We start from the raw sequence: 17,329 nt of genomic DNA on the forward strand, positions 1-17,329 counted from the left end.
GTGCGCGCCCGCCTCAGTCGAGCGGTCGCAGGATCCGGTCGAGGAAGCGCCGCGTGCGCTCCTCGCGGGGATTCGTGAACATGTCCGTCGGCGCCCCGCGCTCGACGATCACGCCGCCGTCCATGAACAGCACCTCGTCGGCCGCCTGCCGCGCGAACTGCAGCTCGTGGGTCACGACGACCATGGTCCAGCCCTCGTCGGCGAGCTCCTTGATGACGTGGAGCACCTCGCCGACGAGCTCGGGGTCGAGCGCGCTCGTGGGCTCGTCGAAGAGCAGCAGGTCGGGCTTCAGCGCGAGGGCCCGCACGATGCCGACGCGTTGCTGCTGCCCGCCTGAGAGCTGGTGCGGGTACTGGTCGTGCTTCTCGGCGAGTCCGACGCGTTCGAGCAGGGCGGATGCCTCGGCGAGCGCCGTCGCCTTCGGCACGCGCTGCACGCGGATCGGCCCCTCGACCACGTTCTCGAGCACGGTCATGTGCGGGAACAGGTTGTGGTGCTGGAACACCATCGCCGAGCGGTCGCGCATGGCCAGGCGCGCGGCCTTCCCGGGAGGGCGCGCGAAGTCGATCGAGGGTCCGCCGTCGAACTCGAGCGTGCCGGCATCCGGCGTCTCGAGCCCGTTGAGCGAGCGCAGCACGGTCGTCTTGCCCGACCCGCTCGGGCCGATGAGCGTCACGACCTCGCCGCGGCGCACCGAGAAGTCGATGCCGCGCAGCACCTCGTTCGCGCCGAACGCCTTGCGGATGCCGCGTGCCGACAGCAGCACCGTGGCATCCGTCGCCCCCGCCCGACGAGGCGCGAGCGGGCCGTCGCCGCCGGAGGGCGGAATGGGGGCGTCAGTGGGCGACATAGCGGTCCAACCTCTTCTCCAGGCGCGTCTGTCCGCCCGAGAGCGCGAGGCAGAACAGCCAGTAGATCAGCGCCGCCTCGAGGTAGAGCAGCATGAACTCCTGGCTGAACGCCGCGATCTGCTGGGCGACGCGGAACAGCTCGGTCACGAGGATCAGCGACGCGAGCGACGTGTCCTTCACGAGCGAGATGAACGTGTTCGACAGCGGCGGCACCGAGACCCGGGCGGCCTGCGGCAGGATGACGCGGCGCAGCGTCGTCGCGGGCGACATCCCGATCGTGTACGCCGCCTCCCACTGCCCCTTCGGGACCGACAGGATCGCGGCGCGGATCACCTCGGCGGCGTAGCCGCCGACGTTCAGCGAGAACGCGATGATCGCGCTCGGCCACGGGTCGATCACGAGCCCGACCGCGGGCAGTCCGTAGAAGATCACGAACAGCTGCACGAGCAGCGGCGTGCCGCGGATCACGGAGATGTAGAACCGGGCGATGCCCGACACCACCCGGTTCCGCGACAGCCGCATGAGCGCCACGGCGAGCGCGAGCACGAGTCCGATCGCGAACGATGCGAGGGCGAGCGGGATGGTGCCCGTGATCCCGCCCCACACGATCGGCCAGAACGACTCGAGGAACAGTTGCAGGCCCTCGTTCACGGGTCACCGCCTTCCTGGGACGGCGACAGGCTACTCGGTGACGTCGGCGCCGAAGTACTTCTCGCCGAGCTCGGCGAGGGTGCCGTCGGCGGCGAGCTCGGCGAGTGCCTCGTCGATCGCGGCGACGAGCGCCTCCTTGTCCTGGGTCAGCGCGAGGGCGCTCTCGGACGTCTCGTCGGTCTCGGCGGCGACCTCGATCGCGGCGTCCGGCGTCGTGTTCACGTAGTCGAGGAAGGTCAGCTGGTCGTTGATCGTCGCGTCGACCCGGCCCTGCTCGAGGAGCGCGACGGCCTGCGCCCAGCCCTCGACGGCCTCGACGTTCGCACCCGACTCGGTCGCGAGCTCGTACCAGTTGCTCGTGAGCGACTGCGCCGTGGTCTTGCCGGCGAGGTCGTCGAACGAGGAGATCGAGCCGTCGCCCTCGTTCACGACCACGACGCCGCGCGAGATCGTGTACGGCGTGCTGAAGAGGTACTGCTCCTCGCGCTCCGGGGTGATGGAGACCTGGTTCGCGATCGCGTCGAAGCGGCCCGCGTCGAGGCCTGCGAAGATCGCGTCCCACTGGGTCTCCTGGAAGGCGATCTCGAGGCCGAGCTTCTCGGCGACGGCCTCGGCCACCTCGACGTCGTAGCCGACGAGGTCGCCCGAGCCGTCCTCGTGGTAGCTGAACGGGCGGTAGGTGCCCTCGGTCGCGACCGTGAGCGTGCCGGCCTGCACCAGGCCGTACTCGTCCGCCGCGGCATCCGCCCCGCCCGGGGCCCCATCGCTGCTCGAGCACGCGGCGAGCGCGAGGAGGGCGGCGGAGGCGGCGGCGAGGCCGAGCAGGGTGCGGGTGCGAGTCATGGATGGTGCTCCGTTTTCGTGACGTGGGAGGGCCCGGTCGTGGCGGGCCCGGTGGATGGTGCCGGCCGCCGGAGGCGGCAGTGGGCCCCGGCGGATGCGGACGAGTCCAGCACGGTCGGGGCCACGAGGTGAAACCGGACGACGCCGCGTTTCATTTCCGATCGGGCCGGATCGGTCGCCGATCCGGGTCGAACGGTCGTGCGGCCGACGACGACGGATGCCCCATGCGCGCGCGGGCATACACGCTCCGGGGCCTGGTGCGCAATGGGCGGCAGCGCGCTTTTCCTCGTGGCTAGGCTGGCGCGGTCGAGGGGCGGATCCCCTCGTCGCACTGCCCCCGCAGAACCGAAGGAACCTGAATGATCACGCTCTCCTGGCTCCTCCTCATCGCCCTCGCCGGCGGCGTCCTCACGATCGTCGACGGCATCTGGCGCCTGCGCGCCCGCGGCGGATCGACGGTGATCGGCATCCTCGAGATCATCGTGGCCGGCCTCTTCGTGCTGTCGCTGTTCCTCACCGGCATCCCCTTCGGGTCGCTGGTGCTCGGCGTCGCGACGCTCGTCGTACTCGTGGTCGCGCTGATCATGCGCGGACGCCTCGGCATGACGCTCACCATCATCGCCCTGATGCTCGTCGCGATCTGGCTCGTGCTCGAGAACCGCTGGCTGGTCATCCCCGGCATCAACAGCTGACCGCGACCGGCGCCGTGCGCCGGATGCGACCGAGGCCGGCGCCCGCGAGGGTGCCGGCCTCGTCGTCTCCACCGGGCCGGCCTCAGGCGGTGCGCGCCTCGGTGACGCGGCGCTTCTCGCGCACGTACACCTCACGGCGCACGCGCGCGACCACGTCGCCGTCGGCGTCCACCACGTCGGTCTCGAACCACTCGAGCACCTTCGCGCCGCCGTGCGTGCGTCGGCGCAGGTCCTCGGCTCGTTCGCGCGGCACCTCGAACCGGGCGGTGAGCACGCCCCGGCCCGGCTTCACGAACTCGATCTCGCCCCTGGTGTCCCACACGACGAACTCGCCGCCGAGCTGGTGACGCACGAGCATGAAGAAGTACGGGTCGGTCATGGCCGACATCGACCCGCCGAAGGCGGTCTTCACGTAGTTCCGCGTGAACAGGTTGACGTGCAGTGCCACCTCGGCGCTCGTCCAGTCCGGCGCGAAGCGCCGCACCCGGATGCCGCTGAACAGGTTCGGCGCCCAGAGGCTCATGCCGATCGCGAGTCGTCGTGGGGTCATGCGCATCGGTCCAGTGTGGCCCGCGCCCGCGGCATCCGCTCGTCCGTCGTGGTTTCCCACAATCGCTCGTGCGCACGTCGGCTGCGCCCATGAACCGTGCGACGAGAGGATGCCGAATGCACCGCCGGACGCGACGAACGGTGCAGATGGCATCCTCTCGTGGCGCCCGCGGTGCGCGGGGCACGCGAGGCGCGCGAGGCGCGCGGGCCACGCGAGGCGCGCCCGGGGCGGTCGCCGCCTGCGGGGAGCGCCGGCCTAGAAGGCGCTCAGGCCGGTCAGCGCGCGGCCGATGACGAGCTGGTGCACCTCGTCGGTGCCCTCGTACGTGCGCACCGACTCGAGGTTCGCGGCGTGCCGCATGACCGGGAACTCGTTCGTGATGCCGTCGCCCGCGAGGATCGCGCGCGCCTCGTGCGCGATCCGCAGCGCCTCGCGCACCGAGTTGAGCTTGCCGACCGAGATCTGCGCGGGGGTCAGCGCGCCGCGCTCCTTCAGGCGGCCGAGGTGCAGCGCGAGCAGGATGCCCTTCTCGACCTCGACGAGCATGTCGGCGAGCTTGGCCTGGATGAGCTGGTTCGCGCCGATCGGCCTGCCGAACACCTCGCGCGTGATCGAGCGCCCGAGTGCGGACTCCAGGCACGACCGGGCCGCGCCCATCGCGCCCCAGACGATGCCGTAGCGCGCCTCGTTGAGGCATCCGAACGGCCCCGACAGGCCGCGCGCACCGGGCAGCATCGCGTCGGCGGCCAACCGCACCCCGTCGAAGGTCACGTCGCACTGGACCGAGGCGCGCATCGACAGCTTGCCGTCGATGGGCGTCGCCGTGAACCCGGGCGTCGCGGTCGGCACGAGGAAGCCGCGGACGACGCCGTGGTCGTCGCCGCCCTCGTCGTCGACCTTCGCCCAGACGACGGCGACGTCGGCGAGCGAGGCGAGGCCGATCCAGCGCTTCGCGCCGTCGACGACCCACTCGTCGCCCTCGCGCCGCGCGGTCGTCGTCATCGCCGCGGGGTCGCTGCCGCCCTGCGGCTCGGTGAGCGCGAAGCATCCGATGAGCTCGCCCGCGGCCATGCCCGGCAGCCAGCGCTGCTTCTGCTCCTCCGAGCCGTACTTGTGGATCGCGCTCATCGCGAGCGAGCCCTGCACCGACACGAAGGTGCGCCAGCCCGAGTCGGCCGCCTCGAGCTCGAGGCACACGAGCCCGTACGCCACGGCGCCGGCCCCGGCGCATCCGTACCCGGTCAGGTGCATGCCGAGGAAGCCGAGTTCGCCGGCCTCGCGCACGAGCTCGCGGCGGAAGACCTTGTCCTCGAAGTCCTGCTCGATGATCGGCGCGATGCGCTCCTGGGCGAAGCGCCGCGCGCGGTCGCGCCATTCGAGCTCATCAGCGGTGAGCAGCGCGTCGAGGTCGAAGACCGCGTCGATGCGGGGTGCGGTGACGGTCGCGTCGGGTTCGGTGACGGTCATGTCGGTCCTTCCAGGTGGTCGTCGGCCCGGTGGGCCGCGGTCGCGGTCAGCCGCGCGGAAACCAGTCGGCGCCTCGGTCGGCGTCGAGCGCGGGAGGCGCGGTGCGATACGTCGCGCCGTCGCCGCCGAGTCGGATGGGGTTCGCGATCGACCGGTGCGACGGCGACGCATGGTCGGGCTCGCGGGTCTCGACGACGGGGTCGAGCCCGAGCGCCTCGGCGAACGCGATCGCCTCGGCGACGTCGTTCACGAGCCCGGCGGGCACGCCGGCCGCGGCGAGTGCGTCGACCCAGTGCCGAGCGGATGCCGCGGCCAGCGCCCGCTCGACGGCGTCGCCCAGCTCCTCGCGATGCGCGACCCGGTCGGCGTTCGTCCGGAACCGCGCGTCGTCGGCGAGCGCGGGGCGGCCGATGACGTCGGCGAGCGCCGCGAACTGGCGGTCGTTGCCCACCGCGATCACGAGCTCGCGGTCGGCGGCGCGGAACACCGCGTACGGCGCGATGCTCGGGTGCTGGTTGCCGAGCCGGCGGGGCGGGACGCCCGTCGCGAGCGTCGACGACGCCTGGTTCGTGAGCGCCGAGAGCAGGCTCTGCAGGAGGGTGACCTCGACGAGGCATCCGACTCCGGTGCGATCGCGCTCGCGGAGCCCGAGGAGGATCCCGGCGACGGCGTTCTGCCCGGTCAGGACGTCGACGAGCGCGACCCCGACCTTCGACGGCTCGCCGTCGGGGTCACCGGTGATGCTCATGAGTCCGCCGACGGCCTGCACGAGCAGGTCGTAGCCGGCGAGCGCCGCGCCCTCGCCAGTGCCGAAGCCGGTGATGGAGCAGTAGACGACGCCGGGGTTCGCGGCCCGCACGTCCTCGTACGCGAGGCCGAACCGGGCCATGACGCCGGGGCGGAAGTTCTCGACGACGACGTCGGCGGATGCCGCGAGCCGGCGCGCCTCGGCGAGCCCCGCGGCATCCGTCAGGTCGAGCGCGACCGAGCGCTTGTTGCGGTTCACGCCGCCGAAGTACGTGGCGCGCCCGGTCGCGTCGACGGGCGGCGTCCAGTGTCGGGTGTCGTCGCCCGCGGGCGACTCGACCTTGATCACGTCGGCGCCGAAGTCGGCGAGCGCCATGGTCGCGTACGGTCCGGCGAGCACGCGCGAGAAGTCGGCGACGCGGATGCCGCGCAGCGCGCCCGCCGCGACCCGGTCCGCCTCAGCCATCCGCCCTCCTCGGCGATCGGACCCGGCCCACCCGGGTCCTCCCGTCACCATACCCACGGGTTTCCGACGCCCCGTTGTACAGCACGTCCATCGGTTCACGACGATGCGCCATCGCGTCGATCGCCTTCCCCGCCGATCCGCCTAGGCTTGGAGACGGCGTGCACCGTCGTCGCCGTCCGGGCTGACGAGTGCACCAATCACCCAGAGGAGTCCCATGACGAACTACGCCGTCGTCAACCCGGCCACCGGAGAGACGGTCAAGACGTTCCCGACCATCACCGACGCCGAGCTCGAGGCCGCGATCGCGAGCGCCGACGAGGCGCACCGCACGTGGGCCAAGTCGACCACGGTCGAGGAGCGCGCCGCCCTCATCCGCCGCGTCGGCGAACTGCACGTCGAGCGCCGCCAGGAGCTCGCCGAGATCATCGTGCGCGAGATGGGCAAGCCCATCGAGCAGGCCCTCGCCGAGGCCGACTTCGCCGGTGCGATCTACGAGTACTACGCCGACCACGCCGCCGAGTTCCTGAAGGACGAGCCCGTCGCGCTGCTCGACGGCGACGGCTCGGCGATCATCCGCCGCAGCTCGCTCGGCCCGCTCCTCGGCGTCATGCCGTGGAACTTCCCGTACTACCAGGTCGCGCGCTTCGCGGGCCCGAACGTGATCATCGGCAACACGATCATCCTCAAGCACGCCGAGCAGTGCCCCGAGTCGGCCGCCGCGATCGAGCAGATCTTCCGCGACGCCGGCGCGCCCGAGGGCGTCTACGTGAACGTGTACGCGTCGCACGACCAGATCGCGACCGTGATCGCCGACGCGCGCGTGCAGGGCGTCTCGCTCACCGGGTCCGAGCGTGCCGGTGCGGCCGTCGCGGAGCTCGCGGGCAAGCACCTGAAGAAGGTCGTGCTCGAGCTCGGCGGCTCCGACCCGTTCATCCTGCTCTCGACCGACGACCTCGACGCGACCGTGCAGAACGCGGTCGACGCGCGCCTCGACAACAACGGCCAGTCGTGCAACGCGGCCAAGCGCTTCATCGTGATCGACGAGCTCTACGAGCCCTTCCTCGAGAAGTTCACGGCGAAGATCGCCGAGGTCGAGGCGACCGACCCGACCTCGTCGGACTCGGCGCTCGGCCCGCTGTCGTCGCTGAAGGCCGCCGAGGGGCTCGACGACCAGGTCAAGCGCGCGCTCGAGCACGGCGCCACGCTCGTGCACGGCGGCTCGCGTGAGGGCGCGTTCTTCCAGACCACGGTGCTGACGGATGTCACCCCCGAGAACCCCGCCTCGAAGGAGGAGTTCTTCGGCCCCGTCGCGCAGGTCTACCGCGCCGCCGACGAGGCGGAGGCCGTGCGCCTCGCGAACGACATCCCGTTCGGCCTGGGCTCGTACGTCTACACGACCGACCAGGAGCAGGCGATGCGCGTCGCCGACTCGATCGAGGCCGGCATGGTCTTCGTGAACCTCGTGCTCGCCGACGGCGCCGAGCTGCCCTTCGGCGGCGTAAAGCGCTCCGGTTCGGGCCGTGAGCTCGGCCGCTTCGGCGCAGACGAGTTCGTCAACAAGAAGATGATCCGCATCGGCTGATCGGCCGTCGCATCGCAGCAGCGCCCCGGGGCACCCGCCCCGGGGCGCTTCCGCGTCCGGGCCGCGGTCAGCTCCGGTCGGCGAGCCCGAACTGCTCGAGCACGCGGTCGGGGGCGCCGACGGCCCGCACCTCGATGCCGGCGGCCTCGGCCGCGGCGGCGGTCTCGCCGAGCAGCTGCTCCGCGATGCCGGCGACGACGGTGACGTCGCCGAAGTCGAGCCGCACGACGCGGGCATCGGTGTGCTCGAGCACGCGCCCGACGTCGTGCACGATCTGCTCGGCCGCGACGAAGTCGAGCTCGCCGCGCAGGTCGAACGCGACGATCCCGGCCTCGGCGTCGACGTCGACCTCCGCCACGGGAGAGACCGGCTCGGCGACGTGATCGAACATGTGCAGCCCGAACCGGTCGGAGAGCGCTACGAGCATGGCGACGCCGCGGGCGCTGTTGCCGGCCTCGTCGAGCGGCGGGGAGTAGACGCCCACCCCGAACTCGCCGGGGCGCACGGCGACGATGCCGCCGCCGACGCCCGACTTCGCGGGCATCCCCACGCGGAAGGCCCACGCCCCCGATCGGTCGTACATGCCGCACGTCGCCATGACGGAGAGCGTGTCCCTGGCGGCCCGCTCGCCGATGACGCGGTCCCGCGTGATCGGGTTCACGCCGCCGTTGGCGAGCGTGGCGCCCATGAGCGCGAGGTCGGCGGTGGTGACACGCAGCGCGCACTGCCGGAAGTACGGGTCGGTCGCCGCGTCGACGTCGTCGGTCGCGAGCGAGCCCGCGGCGAGCGCGAGTCCCGCCAGCGCGCGGTTGCGATGCCCCGTGTCGGCCTCGGACCGGTACACCTCGTCGTCGAGGTCGAGCTCACGTCCCGCGAAGCGGGAGAGCGCGTCGCGGATGCGCCGGAAGCGCTCATCGGCATCGCCGGCGGGCACGAGCGACGTCGTCACGATCGCGCCGGCGTTGATGAACGGGTTCTCGGGCCGCCCGCGTTCGTCGAGGCTGATCGCGTTGAACGGCTCGCCGCTCGGCTCGACGCCGACGCGCTCGTGCACCGTGTCCGCGCCCAGTTCCTCGCAGGCGAAGGCGTAGACGAACGGCTTCGAGGCCGACTGGATCGTGAACGGGGCATCCGCATCGCCGGCGCCGTAGGCCCGGCCGAGCACGCTCGCGATCGTGACGCCGAACGCATCGCGGTCGGCGTCGGCGAGCTCGGGGATGTAGTCGGCGACGGCGCCATCGGAGACTCGGGCGGCGACGTCGCGGAGCGTCTCCGCGAGGACGCGGTCGACGGCGGCGCCGAGCAGGCGCGGCCGTTCCTCGGCGCTCACGCGCGGCGGCGGCCTGAAGCCGCGTCGATCTCGTCGCGGCGCAGGCTCACGAGACGGCGCACGGCGTCCTCGGGCAGCGGATGCTCCGGAGTGAACCGGACGGTGCCCTTGGTGCGGTAGAACCCCTCGAGCAGGTCCGCAGCCCCGTCGATCACGGCGGGACTGAACGGGTAGAGCCCGATGTGCGCCTTGGCCTCCATGACCGCGAGGAGCGGCTTGCCGGCGTAACGCAGAGCGGGCATGCCGTAGCTACGTCCCTCCTCGGCATCGGGCACGACCTCGCGCGCGACGAGGTACACGCCCTCGACGGCCGACCGTGCCGGCTCATGGAGCCCGGCGACGTACTCGGTGACCTCCCCCATGCCGGTCATCGTACGCGGGCCGCTCGGGCGCGGCATCCGTGCGGTCGCGCGACGCGCGGTCTACCCTCGTCGCAAGGGGGTCGCATGATCCGGCAGCGCGTCATCGTCCACGGCCGCGTCCAGGCGGTCGGCTTCCGATTCAGCGCGCGCGTGGAGGCCCAGCGGCTCGGCGTCTCGGGCTGGATCAGGAACCGCAACGACGGCGCGGTCGAGGCGGAGATCGAGGGCGACGGGGCATCCGTCGACGCGATGCTCGCGTGGCTCGACGAGGGCCCGCCCGGTGCCGACGTGAGCTCGCTGAGCACCGCCGACCTCGCGCCGACCGGCGAGCGCGGGTTCCGCGTCTTGAGCTGACCCGCGAACGGATGCCGCGTCCGGCGCACCACCGCCGAGGCGCACCACCGCGGAGGGGCTACGGTTCCGTCGGCGGCGCGGTCGGGTCGCCGGTGACGAGCCCGGTCAGCGTCGCGACGCCGAAGGCCACGGCGACCCCGCCGACGCCGAGCACGAGCACCGTGACGATCGCCGCGACGTACACCGGAAGCCCGCGGCTGCGCCTCGGGACCTCGAATCCCATCGGCGCGGTCGCGTGCGACCCGGTTGGCGCCGGGCGAGCGTCGGCACTCGGGGCGCCCTGGCCCAGTGGCGAGACCACCGCGCCCGGTACCTCGCCGGTGGGCATCGGCGGCGGCTCGGGCACCCGCGTCACGGCGTCCTTCGTGAGCTGGACGAGCGCCGCCGCCATGCCCGTGAGCGGTGCCGCGATCCACGGCGCGACCCCGGTCAGCCCGGTCGTGAGCTGGACGACCACGACCACCCCGAGGAGCAGGAGGTTCACGAGCGCGCCCACGACCACGGCCCGCCCGATCCGCACCCTGCCCCGCCGGTGCACGACGCCGGGCACGGGCCGCTCGCGCGGCCCCAGGTACGACAGCTCGAGCGAGCCGAGCGTCACGCGGTCGCCGTGGTGGAGCTCGTGCGGACCGGCGGCGGCCTCGCCGTTGACGGAGGTGCCGTTCGTGGAGCCCGCGTCCTCGATCGTCACCGTGTCGCCGGTGCGCACGAGCCGGGCGTGCCGTCGGCTCACCCCCTCGACGTCGAGGACGATGCCGCACGACGGGTCGCGGCCCACGACGGTGGTGCCGGGCGGGACCGCGAGGCGTCGCCCTCCCCACCGGCCCCCGACCACGAGGAGGGTCGGTTCCGGTGCTGCGCGCTGCGATGACATCCGACTGCCTGCCAGGGGCCGCCGACGGATCGCCGCGACCACGCGTCGAGCGTACGCCCTGCCGTCGACCTCGACCACCCGCGGGACGTCGCCGCACGTCCGGGACTTCGGTCCCTCGACCGGACGGTCGGTCGGGAATACCGTTGAGACGACACCCAGGTATGGGAGCCGCCACCTGAAGGAGGTTGGTTTCTATGAAGAAGTGGACGCGATGGGAAGACTGGGTGGCGATCGCCGCCGGTCTCGCAGTCGCACTGTCGACGATGTTCCTCGAACCGATGGGAGCATCCGTCTCGATCATGGTGGTGCTGGGCGTGCTGCTCGTCGCCTCGGGCATCGTGAACCTGGCTTGGCCGGGCATGGTGGCCATGGAGTACGTGCAGGGCGGACTCGGCGTGCTGCTGATCATCTCGCCATGGGTCGGGCGCTACGTGGAGACGGGCGCCTTCGGGCCCGCATGGATGTCGTGGATCTGCGGCGCGATCGCATTGGTCGTCGCCGCGCTCGCCATCCGCCCCGCGATGCGCGCGCACCACGACGCGATCACGCACTGATCGAGGCACCCGAGGCCCGGGCGCGCGGGTCATCTCGCGTCCCCGGCGCTTCGGCGCGTCCGCGCGGCCGGAACTGTCGCACGCAGAGCGCGAGCATGATCGCCGAGGCGACCAGGTAGAACGAGTGCAACAGCCAGATCGGCCCGAACGGCAGGCTGTAGACGTACACCGAGTAGACGGCGTTCGCACCGTTGATCATGACGATGCTCCCGAGGCTGTACGACCCCACGTCGTGCGTGCGGAGGGCCTTCCACACCATCGGCAGGTTGGCGGTCGCGAACACCACGGCCGCGACCGTTCCTGCGAGCACCGGTACATCCATGTCCGCGACGCTACGCGCGACGTCCTCCCCGCCGCGTCGGGAGAAGCACGCAACTTCACGTGCGGCGCGCATGGGTCGTTCTACCCATGCCGGCCGTGCAGCGCTCAGACGAGGCGATGCTCGAACGCGTACGCCGTCGCCGCGGCCCGGCTCCGGACGTCGAGCTTGGCGAAGATGTTGCTCAGGTGCCGCGCCACGGTCTTCTCGCTGAGGTGGAGTTCCGACGCGATCTCGCGGTTGGTGATCCCGCGCGTCACCAGCTGGAGCACCTCGACCTCCCGGCCGGTCAGGCGCCCGTCGCCGCGCGCGCCCGCGCCGCGCATCCGGGCGAGCGCCACGAGCGCCGGCTCCGCACCGAGCTCAGAGAACGACGCCTCGGCGAGGTCCTCCTCGAGCGCCGCGGCCTCGTCCTCGCCGAGGTCGCGACGCGCCCGCGCCATGAGCACGCGGCAGCGCGCGACCTCGTAGGGTGCCCCGACCTCGACCCAGGCCTCGCGGGCCGCTCGCAGCCGCGTGAACGCCCCCGACGGGTCGCCGGCGGCGAGGCGGACCTCCCCGTCTGCGTACGCCGCGATGGCGCGCAGCATGACCGACGCGTTCACCCGCTGCATCGCGGCCAACTCGTCCGCGGCGACCCGGGCGGCGTCGAGGTCGCCCACCGCCACCTCGATGCTCACGATCGCGGGCAGCAGGTGGCAGCGCGTCGCATCGTCGGCGCTCTCGGCGCTGCGCCGCACCAGGGCCTGCGCGAGCGCTGCACGTCCCTCGTCAAGGCGGAGCAGCGCCAGCCCGGGTTCGGGATCCCATCCCGATTCGGCGGCCCTCGCGTATCGCGCCTCCGCCTCGTCGAACTCGCCCCGCAGGCGCAGCAGCTCGGCCTGCTGGTAGTGCGCGCCGAACGCGGCCCCGTAGTCGCCCGCGAGCAGCCGCTCCTCGGCGAGCTTCGCCGCCGACATCGCGTCGCCCCATGCCCCGTGCAGCCGGAACAGCTCGGCCCGGTGCGCCTGGCACTGCCCGCTGAAGGCGACGAGCGACGGCTGGTCGCGGCACCAGCGGTCGAGCGCGCGCGTCCACTCGACGGCGCGTGCGAGTTCGAAGGTCAGGTGGCAGTAGCCGATCACCGCGCAGTACACGATCCCGGATGGCATGGGGCCGACCTCGCCCGCCGTGACGGAGACCATCACCTCGTCGAGCATCCGGATGCCACCGGCCGGGTCGCCGGCCATGATCGAGGCCTGGCCGCTGCCGAGCAGCGCGAAGGCGGCGACATCCGCATCGCCCGTGCGTTCGGCGACCTCGGCCGCCCGGCCGAAGAGCTCGAGCGCCCGGCCGGCATCCCCCGTGTAGAGCGCTCCCAGTGCCTCCGGGATGAGCACGAAGCCGGCAGCGGCCCCCGGCTCGTCGAGCCGTTCCACGAGTCGCGTGGCGCGCGCCAGCCACCCCATGCCCTGCGACGGGTTGCCGGAGGTGATCGACTCGAGGCTGATCCAGGTCGCGATGTACGCGGCACGGTCCACGTGGCCGGCGGCGAGGTGGGCCTCGTGGGCGAGCGTGCCCACCTCGATCGCCCGCTCGCTGTCGCCGGTGAGGTCGGCCGCCATCGCGAAACGGTCGAGGTCGTCGCCGGACATCGCGGCGGTGCCGCCCTCGCCACGGGAGAACCATTCGACGGCATCGCTCCACCGGCGCTCCGCGTATGCGGTGCGCGCCTGCTCGAGACTCGTCGATGCGACCATCGCCCTCGGATCGGCCCCCCGCGGCCGGTCGGCAGTCGGGAGCCGCTCCTTCGCGCACGGTACCGCGCCCCCCTCCGAGCGGCAAGGCCCCGCGGCGCTGGTGCCGTGCACCGGCCCCCTCGCAGCACGGCCCGTCACGTCATCGCGTGCAGCGCCGCTCGCGCGTCATCCGTGGGCGTCGGCACCGCCGGCGTGGCGGCGATGCGCTGCGCGATCCGCCGCGCGTCGCGGCCGACGCCGACGAGCGTCCCGGAACCCTCGGACTGCAGCAGGTGCTGGCCCAGCAGGTACACGCCCGGTGCGCCGTCGACGGCACCGTGATCGTGATGCGGACGCCGTCCGCCCCGGAACGCGTCCAAGTGCACCCACCCGAAGTCCTCGTCGAATCCGGTGCACCAGATCACGTTCGCGACGTCGAGCGCGACACCCTCGACGACCGGTCGGCCGCCCTCGGTCCCTGTGGTCCGCGACACCATCCGCACTCCGGCAGCAGCGAGTTCGCGACGCCGCACCCGGATCAGCGGTTCCGCGCGGCCGTTCTGGTGTGCCAGGATCCGTCGTCCCAACGGGCTGTCGGCCGTGGCGACGTGCAGGCCGAAGAACCTCACGACGGGGAAGGCGAAGCGCGCGGCCGCACGGCCGTGGCGGATCGGCAGCTCGCCGCTCGGTCGACCCGAGATCCACGTCTCATGCGATCGCGAGACATCGAGGGCGATCTCCGAGGCGGAGTTGCCGAAGCCGACCACGAGGACCCGACCCGGGGCGAGCTGCCCGGGGTTGCGGTAGCGGTCGGAGTGCAGGCTGACGATGTGCGGCGCGAGTCGACCCGCGAACGACGGCAGACGCGGCACCTGGTGCGGCCCGGTCGCGATCACGACGTTCGCCGCGGCGAATCGCCGACCGCCGGCGGTCGTCAGCACGTAGTGGTCGTCGAGCCGCTCGAGTACGGTGACTCGGGCCCCGGTCACGATCGGCAGCGCCGTGGCGGCCGCGTATCGTTCCAGGTAGTCGGCGAACTCGTCCTTCGTGGGGAAGGCGAACGGGTCGTCGCCGATCGCCAGGCCCGGCAGGGCGTCGTACTTCGCGGGTGTGTTGAGACGGAGGGAGTCCCAGCGCCGCCGCCACGCCTGGCCGACCCGCTCCTGCGCGTCGAGGATGACCTGGTCCCGGCCCAGGCGCGCGAGTTCGGCGCCGATCGTGAGGCCCGCCTGCCCTCCTCCGACCACGACCGTGTCGTGCTGCTCGATCCCGTTCACCGTCGCTCCGGCTGCACGACGCGGCGTGCCCGTGGCATCCATGATCGTCTCCGTCTCCAGCCCGACTCGAAACCGGGCCTCGGACGTCAGGCTAGGAAAGCGGATCCCTCCGCCGCGTCGGCCGGATCACCCATCCCGGTGGGGGCGACATGGGTCGAACTGCGCACGCCCGCTTCCCGGGCCTCCACCTCGCGGAGCCGATGCCCTGGGCCTCAGACGAGCCCGTGCTCGTACGCGTACGCCGTGGCCGCCGACCGCGACGAGAGGCCGAGCTTGCCGAAGATGTTGCTGAGGTGCCGCGCGACGGTCTTCTCGCTGAGCGAGAGCCGCTCGGCGATGCCGCGGTTCGTCAGGCCGGTCGACACGAGTCGGAGCACCTCGACCTCACGGTCCGTGAGCCGCGCGGCGCGCCGCTCACCGAGGACGTCCTCGACGTCGGAGAGCGCCGGCTCCGCGCCGAGCGCGGCGAACGCACGGCGTGCCGCCTCGAGTTCGAGCTCGGCCGCCTCCCGGTCGCCGAGGGCGACGAGGGCACTCGCGGCGAGCACGCGGGCCCGCGCACGCTCGTACGGTGCGCCGGCCGCGAGGAACCCGTCCGCCGCCCGGCGCGCGGACGCGAGCGCCCCGGGGGCATCCGCCGAGGCGGACCGCACGCGGGCCTCGGCGAGGTCGATGACCGCGTCGAAGAGGGGCGTCGCCAGCACGTCCCGGGACCGGACCAGCTCGTCGACGTTCCGGCGCGCCGCGTCGACGTCGCCCGCCGCGAGCTCGATCTCGACCGCGGCGGGCCGCACGAATCGGCCGATGAACGGCACTTCCCCCGCCAGCGTCCGGCGGACCTCGGACTGGGCCTGCCCGGTCCGCCCCGTGACGAGCAGCAGCAGCGCCATGCCGGGCTGGGGCTCCCACCCGGACTCCCGCGCCAGGCGGAAGGACTCGGATGCGGAGTGGAACGCTCCGCGGAGCCGCTGCACCTCGCCCAGCGCGTACGGCGCACCGTGCGCCGCACGGAAGTCGCCCGCCCGGAATCGCGCCATCGCCGACTCCGCGGAGGCCGCCGCGGCGTCCCAGTCCCCACGAACCAGCTGGATCTGCGCCAGCAGTGCGAAGCGCTGACCGCTGAAGGTGACGAGCGACGGCTGCGCACGGCACCAGCGATCGAGGGCCTCGCTCCACGCCGCCGCGCGATCGAGGTCGCTCGCCATGATCGCGTCGGAGACCATCGCGCACAGCACGTCGCCGGTCTGGAACGCCCCGGTCCCGCCGGCCTCGATCACGGCCATCGTGCGGTCGTGCAGCGCGAGTGCCTCCGGCAGGTCGCCCGCGGCGATGAGCGCCTTCGCGACCACCAGCGACGCGTTCGCGATGAGCACCCGGTCCCCATGGCGTTCGGCGACGCCGAGGATCTCCTCGCCCATGCGGCGTCCCTCCGCGAGGTCGCCGCTGCCGAGCTGGGCGACGGCGGGTCCGATCCGGACGGTCGCGGACAGCAGCGGATCGTCGACCCCGGCGGCGACCTGCATCGCACGGGCCGACCAGACGAGCGATTCGGAGAAGTCGCCGGCCTCGACGAGGGCGACCGCCATCCAGCCGGCCCACCTCGCCGCTGACGCGCGATCGAATGCCTCGAGATGGCCGCCGTACGCGCGCGCGCCGGCGTCGAAGGCGGCCGCGCGGTCGCCCCGGAGGATGGCTGCCGTGGACAGGAGCTCGAGATCGGGTGCCGCGAGCCCGCGAGCCGCATCGGCCCGCGCGAGGTACTCGACCGCATCGGACCAGCGCAGCTCCCGTGCCGCGGTCCGGCCGGCCTCGAGCGCGCTCGCCGACGTCATCGTGCTCCTCCGCAGCCGACCCCGGGAGCCGTCCGGCCCGGCGCGGCCGTCGAGCCACAAGCTAGCGCCGTGCTCGCGGCGACCGCAAGGACGCACCGCGGAACGACGAGGGGCCCGCCGGCGAACCGGCGGGCCCCTCGTGACGAGTCAGGCGACTCAGATGGCGTTGACGTCCAGCGGGATGCCGGGGCCGAACGTGGTCGACACGGCGCCCTTCTGGATGTAGCGGCCCTTGGCGCTCGACGGCTTGAGGCGGACGACCTCCTCGAGGGCGGCGCTGATGTTCTCGTTCAGCTGCTCCTGCGAGAACGAGGCCTTGCCGACGACGAAGTGCACGTTGGCGTGCTTGTCGACGCGGAACTCGATCTTGCCGCCCTTGATGTCCTCGACGGCCTTGGCCGGGTTCGGGGTCACGGTGCCGGTCTTGGGGTTCGGCATGAGGCCGCGCGGACCGAGGACCTTGCCGAGACGGCCGACCTGGCCCATGAGCTCGGGGGTGGCGACGGCCGCGTCGAACGCGGTGTAGCCGCCGGAGACCTTCTCGATGAGCTCGGCGCCGCCGACCTCGTCGGCGCCTGCGGCGATCGCAGCCTCGGCCGCGGGGCCGGTCGCGAACACGATGACGCGGGCGGTCTTGCCGGTGCCGTGCGGGAGGATGACGGTGCCGCGCACCATCTGGTCGGCCTTACGGGGGTCGACGCCGAGCTTCAGCGCGACCTCGACGGTCGAGTCGAACTTCGCCGAGCCGGTCTCCTTCGCGAGCGCGACGGCGTCGGTCGGGGTGTAGTACTTGCCGGCCTCGATCTTCTCGGCCGCGGCCCGGTAGGCCTTGGACTTCTGTGCCATGTTGGTTCTCCTAG

The 17,329-nt window shown here is 72.7% G+C and carries 18 protein-coding genes; 4 read left to right on the top strand and 14 right to left on the bottom strand.

Features of this window, described 5'->3' with window-relative positions:
* Nucleotides 1-13 precede the first annotated feature (13 nt).
* From ABME02_RS13570 to ABME02_RS13580, 3 genes are read right to left on the bottom strand one after another with little or no spacing between them, the layout of a single operon-like run.
* Nucleotides 14-850, bottom strand: a complete 837-nt coding sequence (locus ABME02_RS13570) for an amino acid ABC transporter ATP-binding protein (RefSeq protein ID WP_353815884.1) — start codon at nucleotides 848-850, stop codon at nucleotides 14-16.
* Nucleotides 837-1,502: an amino acid ABC transporter permease gene (locus ABME02_RS13575; protein WP_353815885.1), complete on the bottom strand. Its 666-nt coding sequence runs from the start codon at nucleotides 1,500-1,502 to the stop codon at nucleotides 837-839. The genes ABME02_RS13570 and ABME02_RS13575 overlap by 14 nt, the downstream gene beginning before the upstream one ends.
* A 30-nt stretch (nucleotides 1,503-1,532) precedes the next feature.
* Entirely contained in the window at nucleotides 1,533-2,345 is an 813-nt protein-coding gene (locus ABME02_RS13580; RefSeq protein WP_353815886.1) for an amino acid ABC transporter substrate-binding protein, read from the bottom strand.
* A 359-nt stretch (nucleotides 2,346-2,704) separates the two neighbouring features.
* On the opposite strand from ABME02_RS13580, the gene ABME02_RS13585 reads away from it, so the two are divergent.
* Nucleotides 2,705-3,037, top strand: a complete 333-nt coding sequence (locus tag ABME02_RS13585) for a hypothetical protein (protein WP_353815887.1) — start codon at nucleotides 2,705-2,707, stop codon at nucleotides 3,035-3,037.
* 82 nt (nucleotides 3,038-3,119) lie between these two features.
* Here ABME02_RS13585 and ABME02_RS13590 read toward each other — a convergent pair whose 3' ends face one another.
* The 3 genes from ABME02_RS13590 to ABME02_RS13600 all read right to left on the bottom strand — a co-directional run bounded on the left by ABME02_RS13590 (nucleotide 3,120) and on the right by ABME02_RS13600 (nucleotide 6,267).
* Complete coding sequence (locus tag ABME02_RS13590; protein ID WP_353815888.1) at nucleotides 3,120-3,587, bottom strand: DUF4442 domain-containing protein; 468 nt, start codon at nucleotides 3,585-3,587, stop codon at nucleotides 3,120-3,122.
* 255 nt (nucleotides 3,588-3,842) lie between these two features.
* Nucleotides 3,843-5,054: an acyl-CoA dehydrogenase family protein gene (locus ABME02_RS13595; RefSeq protein ID WP_353815889.1), complete on the bottom strand. Its 1,212-nt coding sequence runs from the start codon at nucleotides 5,052-5,054 to the stop codon at nucleotides 3,843-3,845.
* Nucleotides 5,055-5,100: 46 nt separating this feature from the next.
* Complete coding sequence (locus tag ABME02_RS13600) at nucleotides 5,101-6,267, bottom strand: CaiB/BaiF CoA transferase family protein (protein ID WP_353815890.1); 1,167 nt, start codon at nucleotides 6,265-6,267, stop codon at nucleotides 5,101-5,103.
* Nucleotides 6,268-6,481: 214 nt separating this feature from the next.
* On the opposite strand from ABME02_RS13600, the gene ABME02_RS13605 reads away from it, so the two are divergent.
* Nucleotides 6,482-7,849, top strand: a complete 1,368-nt coding sequence (locus ABME02_RS13605; RefSeq protein WP_353815891.1) for an NAD-dependent succinate-semialdehyde dehydrogenase — start codon at nucleotides 6,482-6,484, stop codon at nucleotides 7,847-7,849.
* 67 nt (nucleotides 7,850-7,916) lie between these two features.
* On the opposite strand, the gene glsA is transcribed toward ABME02_RS13605, so the two are convergent.
* Nucleotides 7,917-9,179, bottom strand: a complete 1,263-nt coding sequence (glsA, locus tag ABME02_RS13610; RefSeq protein WP_353815892.1) for a glutaminase A — start codon at nucleotides 9,177-9,179, stop codon at nucleotides 7,917-7,919.
* Nucleotides 9,176-9,541 (bottom strand): iron chaperone, encoded by a 366-nt coding sequence (locus ABME02_RS13615; RefSeq protein WP_353815893.1) that lies wholly within the window; start codon nucleotides 9,539-9,541, stop codon nucleotides 9,176-9,178. The genes glsA and ABME02_RS13615 overlap by 4 nt, the downstream gene beginning before the upstream one ends.
* Before the next feature lie 84 nt (nucleotides 9,542-9,625).
* On the opposite strand from ABME02_RS13615, the gene ABME02_RS13620 reads away from it, so the two are divergent.
* The gene (locus ABME02_RS13620; RefSeq protein WP_353815894.1) at nucleotides 9,626-9,895 is read left to right on the top strand and encodes an acylphosphatase; all 270 of its coding nucleotides are present in this window, start codon (nucleotides 9,626-9,628) and stop codon (nucleotides 9,893-9,895) included.
* A gap of 58 nt (nucleotides 9,896-9,953) precedes the next feature.
* Here ABME02_RS13620 and ABME02_RS13625 read toward each other — a convergent pair whose 3' ends face one another.
* On the bottom strand, nucleotides 9,954-10,769 hold the full coding sequence (locus ABME02_RS13625) for an FHA domain-containing protein (RefSeq protein ID WP_353815895.1): 816 nt from the start codon (nucleotides 10,767-10,769) through the stop codon (nucleotides 9,954-9,956).
* A gap of 194 nt (nucleotides 10,770-10,963) precedes the next feature.
* Between ABME02_RS13625 and ABME02_RS13630 the strand changes: the two genes are divergently transcribed.
* Nucleotides 10,964-11,323: an SPW repeat domain-containing protein gene (locus tag ABME02_RS13630; protein ID WP_353815896.1), complete on the top strand. Its 360-nt coding sequence runs from the start codon at nucleotides 10,964-10,966 to the stop codon at nucleotides 11,321-11,323.
* Here ABME02_RS13630 and ABME02_RS13635 read toward each other — a convergent pair.
* From ABME02_RS13635 to rplA, 5 genes are all read right to left on the bottom strand, one after another.
* Nucleotides 11,313-11,645: a hypothetical protein gene (locus ABME02_RS13635; protein WP_353815897.1), complete on the bottom strand. Its 333-nt coding sequence runs from the start codon at nucleotides 11,643-11,645 to the stop codon at nucleotides 11,313-11,315. The genes ABME02_RS13630 and ABME02_RS13635 overlap by 11 nt on opposite strands.
* Before the next feature lie 104 nt (nucleotides 11,646-11,749).
* Nucleotides 11,750-13,381: a helix-turn-helix transcriptional regulator gene (locus ABME02_RS13640; RefSeq protein ID WP_353815898.1), complete on the bottom strand. Its 1,632-nt coding sequence runs from the start codon at nucleotides 13,379-13,381 to the stop codon at nucleotides 11,750-11,752.
* Nucleotides 13,382-13,515: 134 nt separating this feature from the next.
* Nucleotides 13,516-14,679, bottom strand: a complete 1,164-nt coding sequence (locus ABME02_RS13645) for a flavin-containing monooxygenase (protein ID WP_353815899.1) — start codon at nucleotides 14,677-14,679, stop codon at nucleotides 13,516-13,518.
* A gap of 170 nt (nucleotides 14,680-14,849) precedes the next feature.
* On the bottom strand, nucleotides 14,850-16,469 hold the full coding sequence (locus ABME02_RS13650) for a LuxR C-terminal-related transcriptional regulator (protein WP_353815900.1): 1,620 nt from the start codon (nucleotides 16,467-16,469) through the stop codon (nucleotides 14,850-14,852).
* Nucleotides 16,470-16,625: 156 nt separating this feature from the next.
* A complete protein-coding gene (gene rplA / locus ABME02_RS13655; RefSeq protein WP_353815901.1) occupies nucleotides 16,626-17,315 on the bottom strand; it encodes a 50S ribosomal protein L1 in 690 nt (229 codons plus the stop codon).
* Between the last annotated feature and the right edge of the window lie 14 nt (nucleotides 17,316-17,329).

It is taken from the genome of Agromyces zhanjiangensis (assembly GCF_040496055.1).
Lineage (GTDB): Bacteria > Actinomycetota > Actinomycetes > Actinomycetales > Microbacteriaceae > Agromyces > Agromyces zhanjiangensis.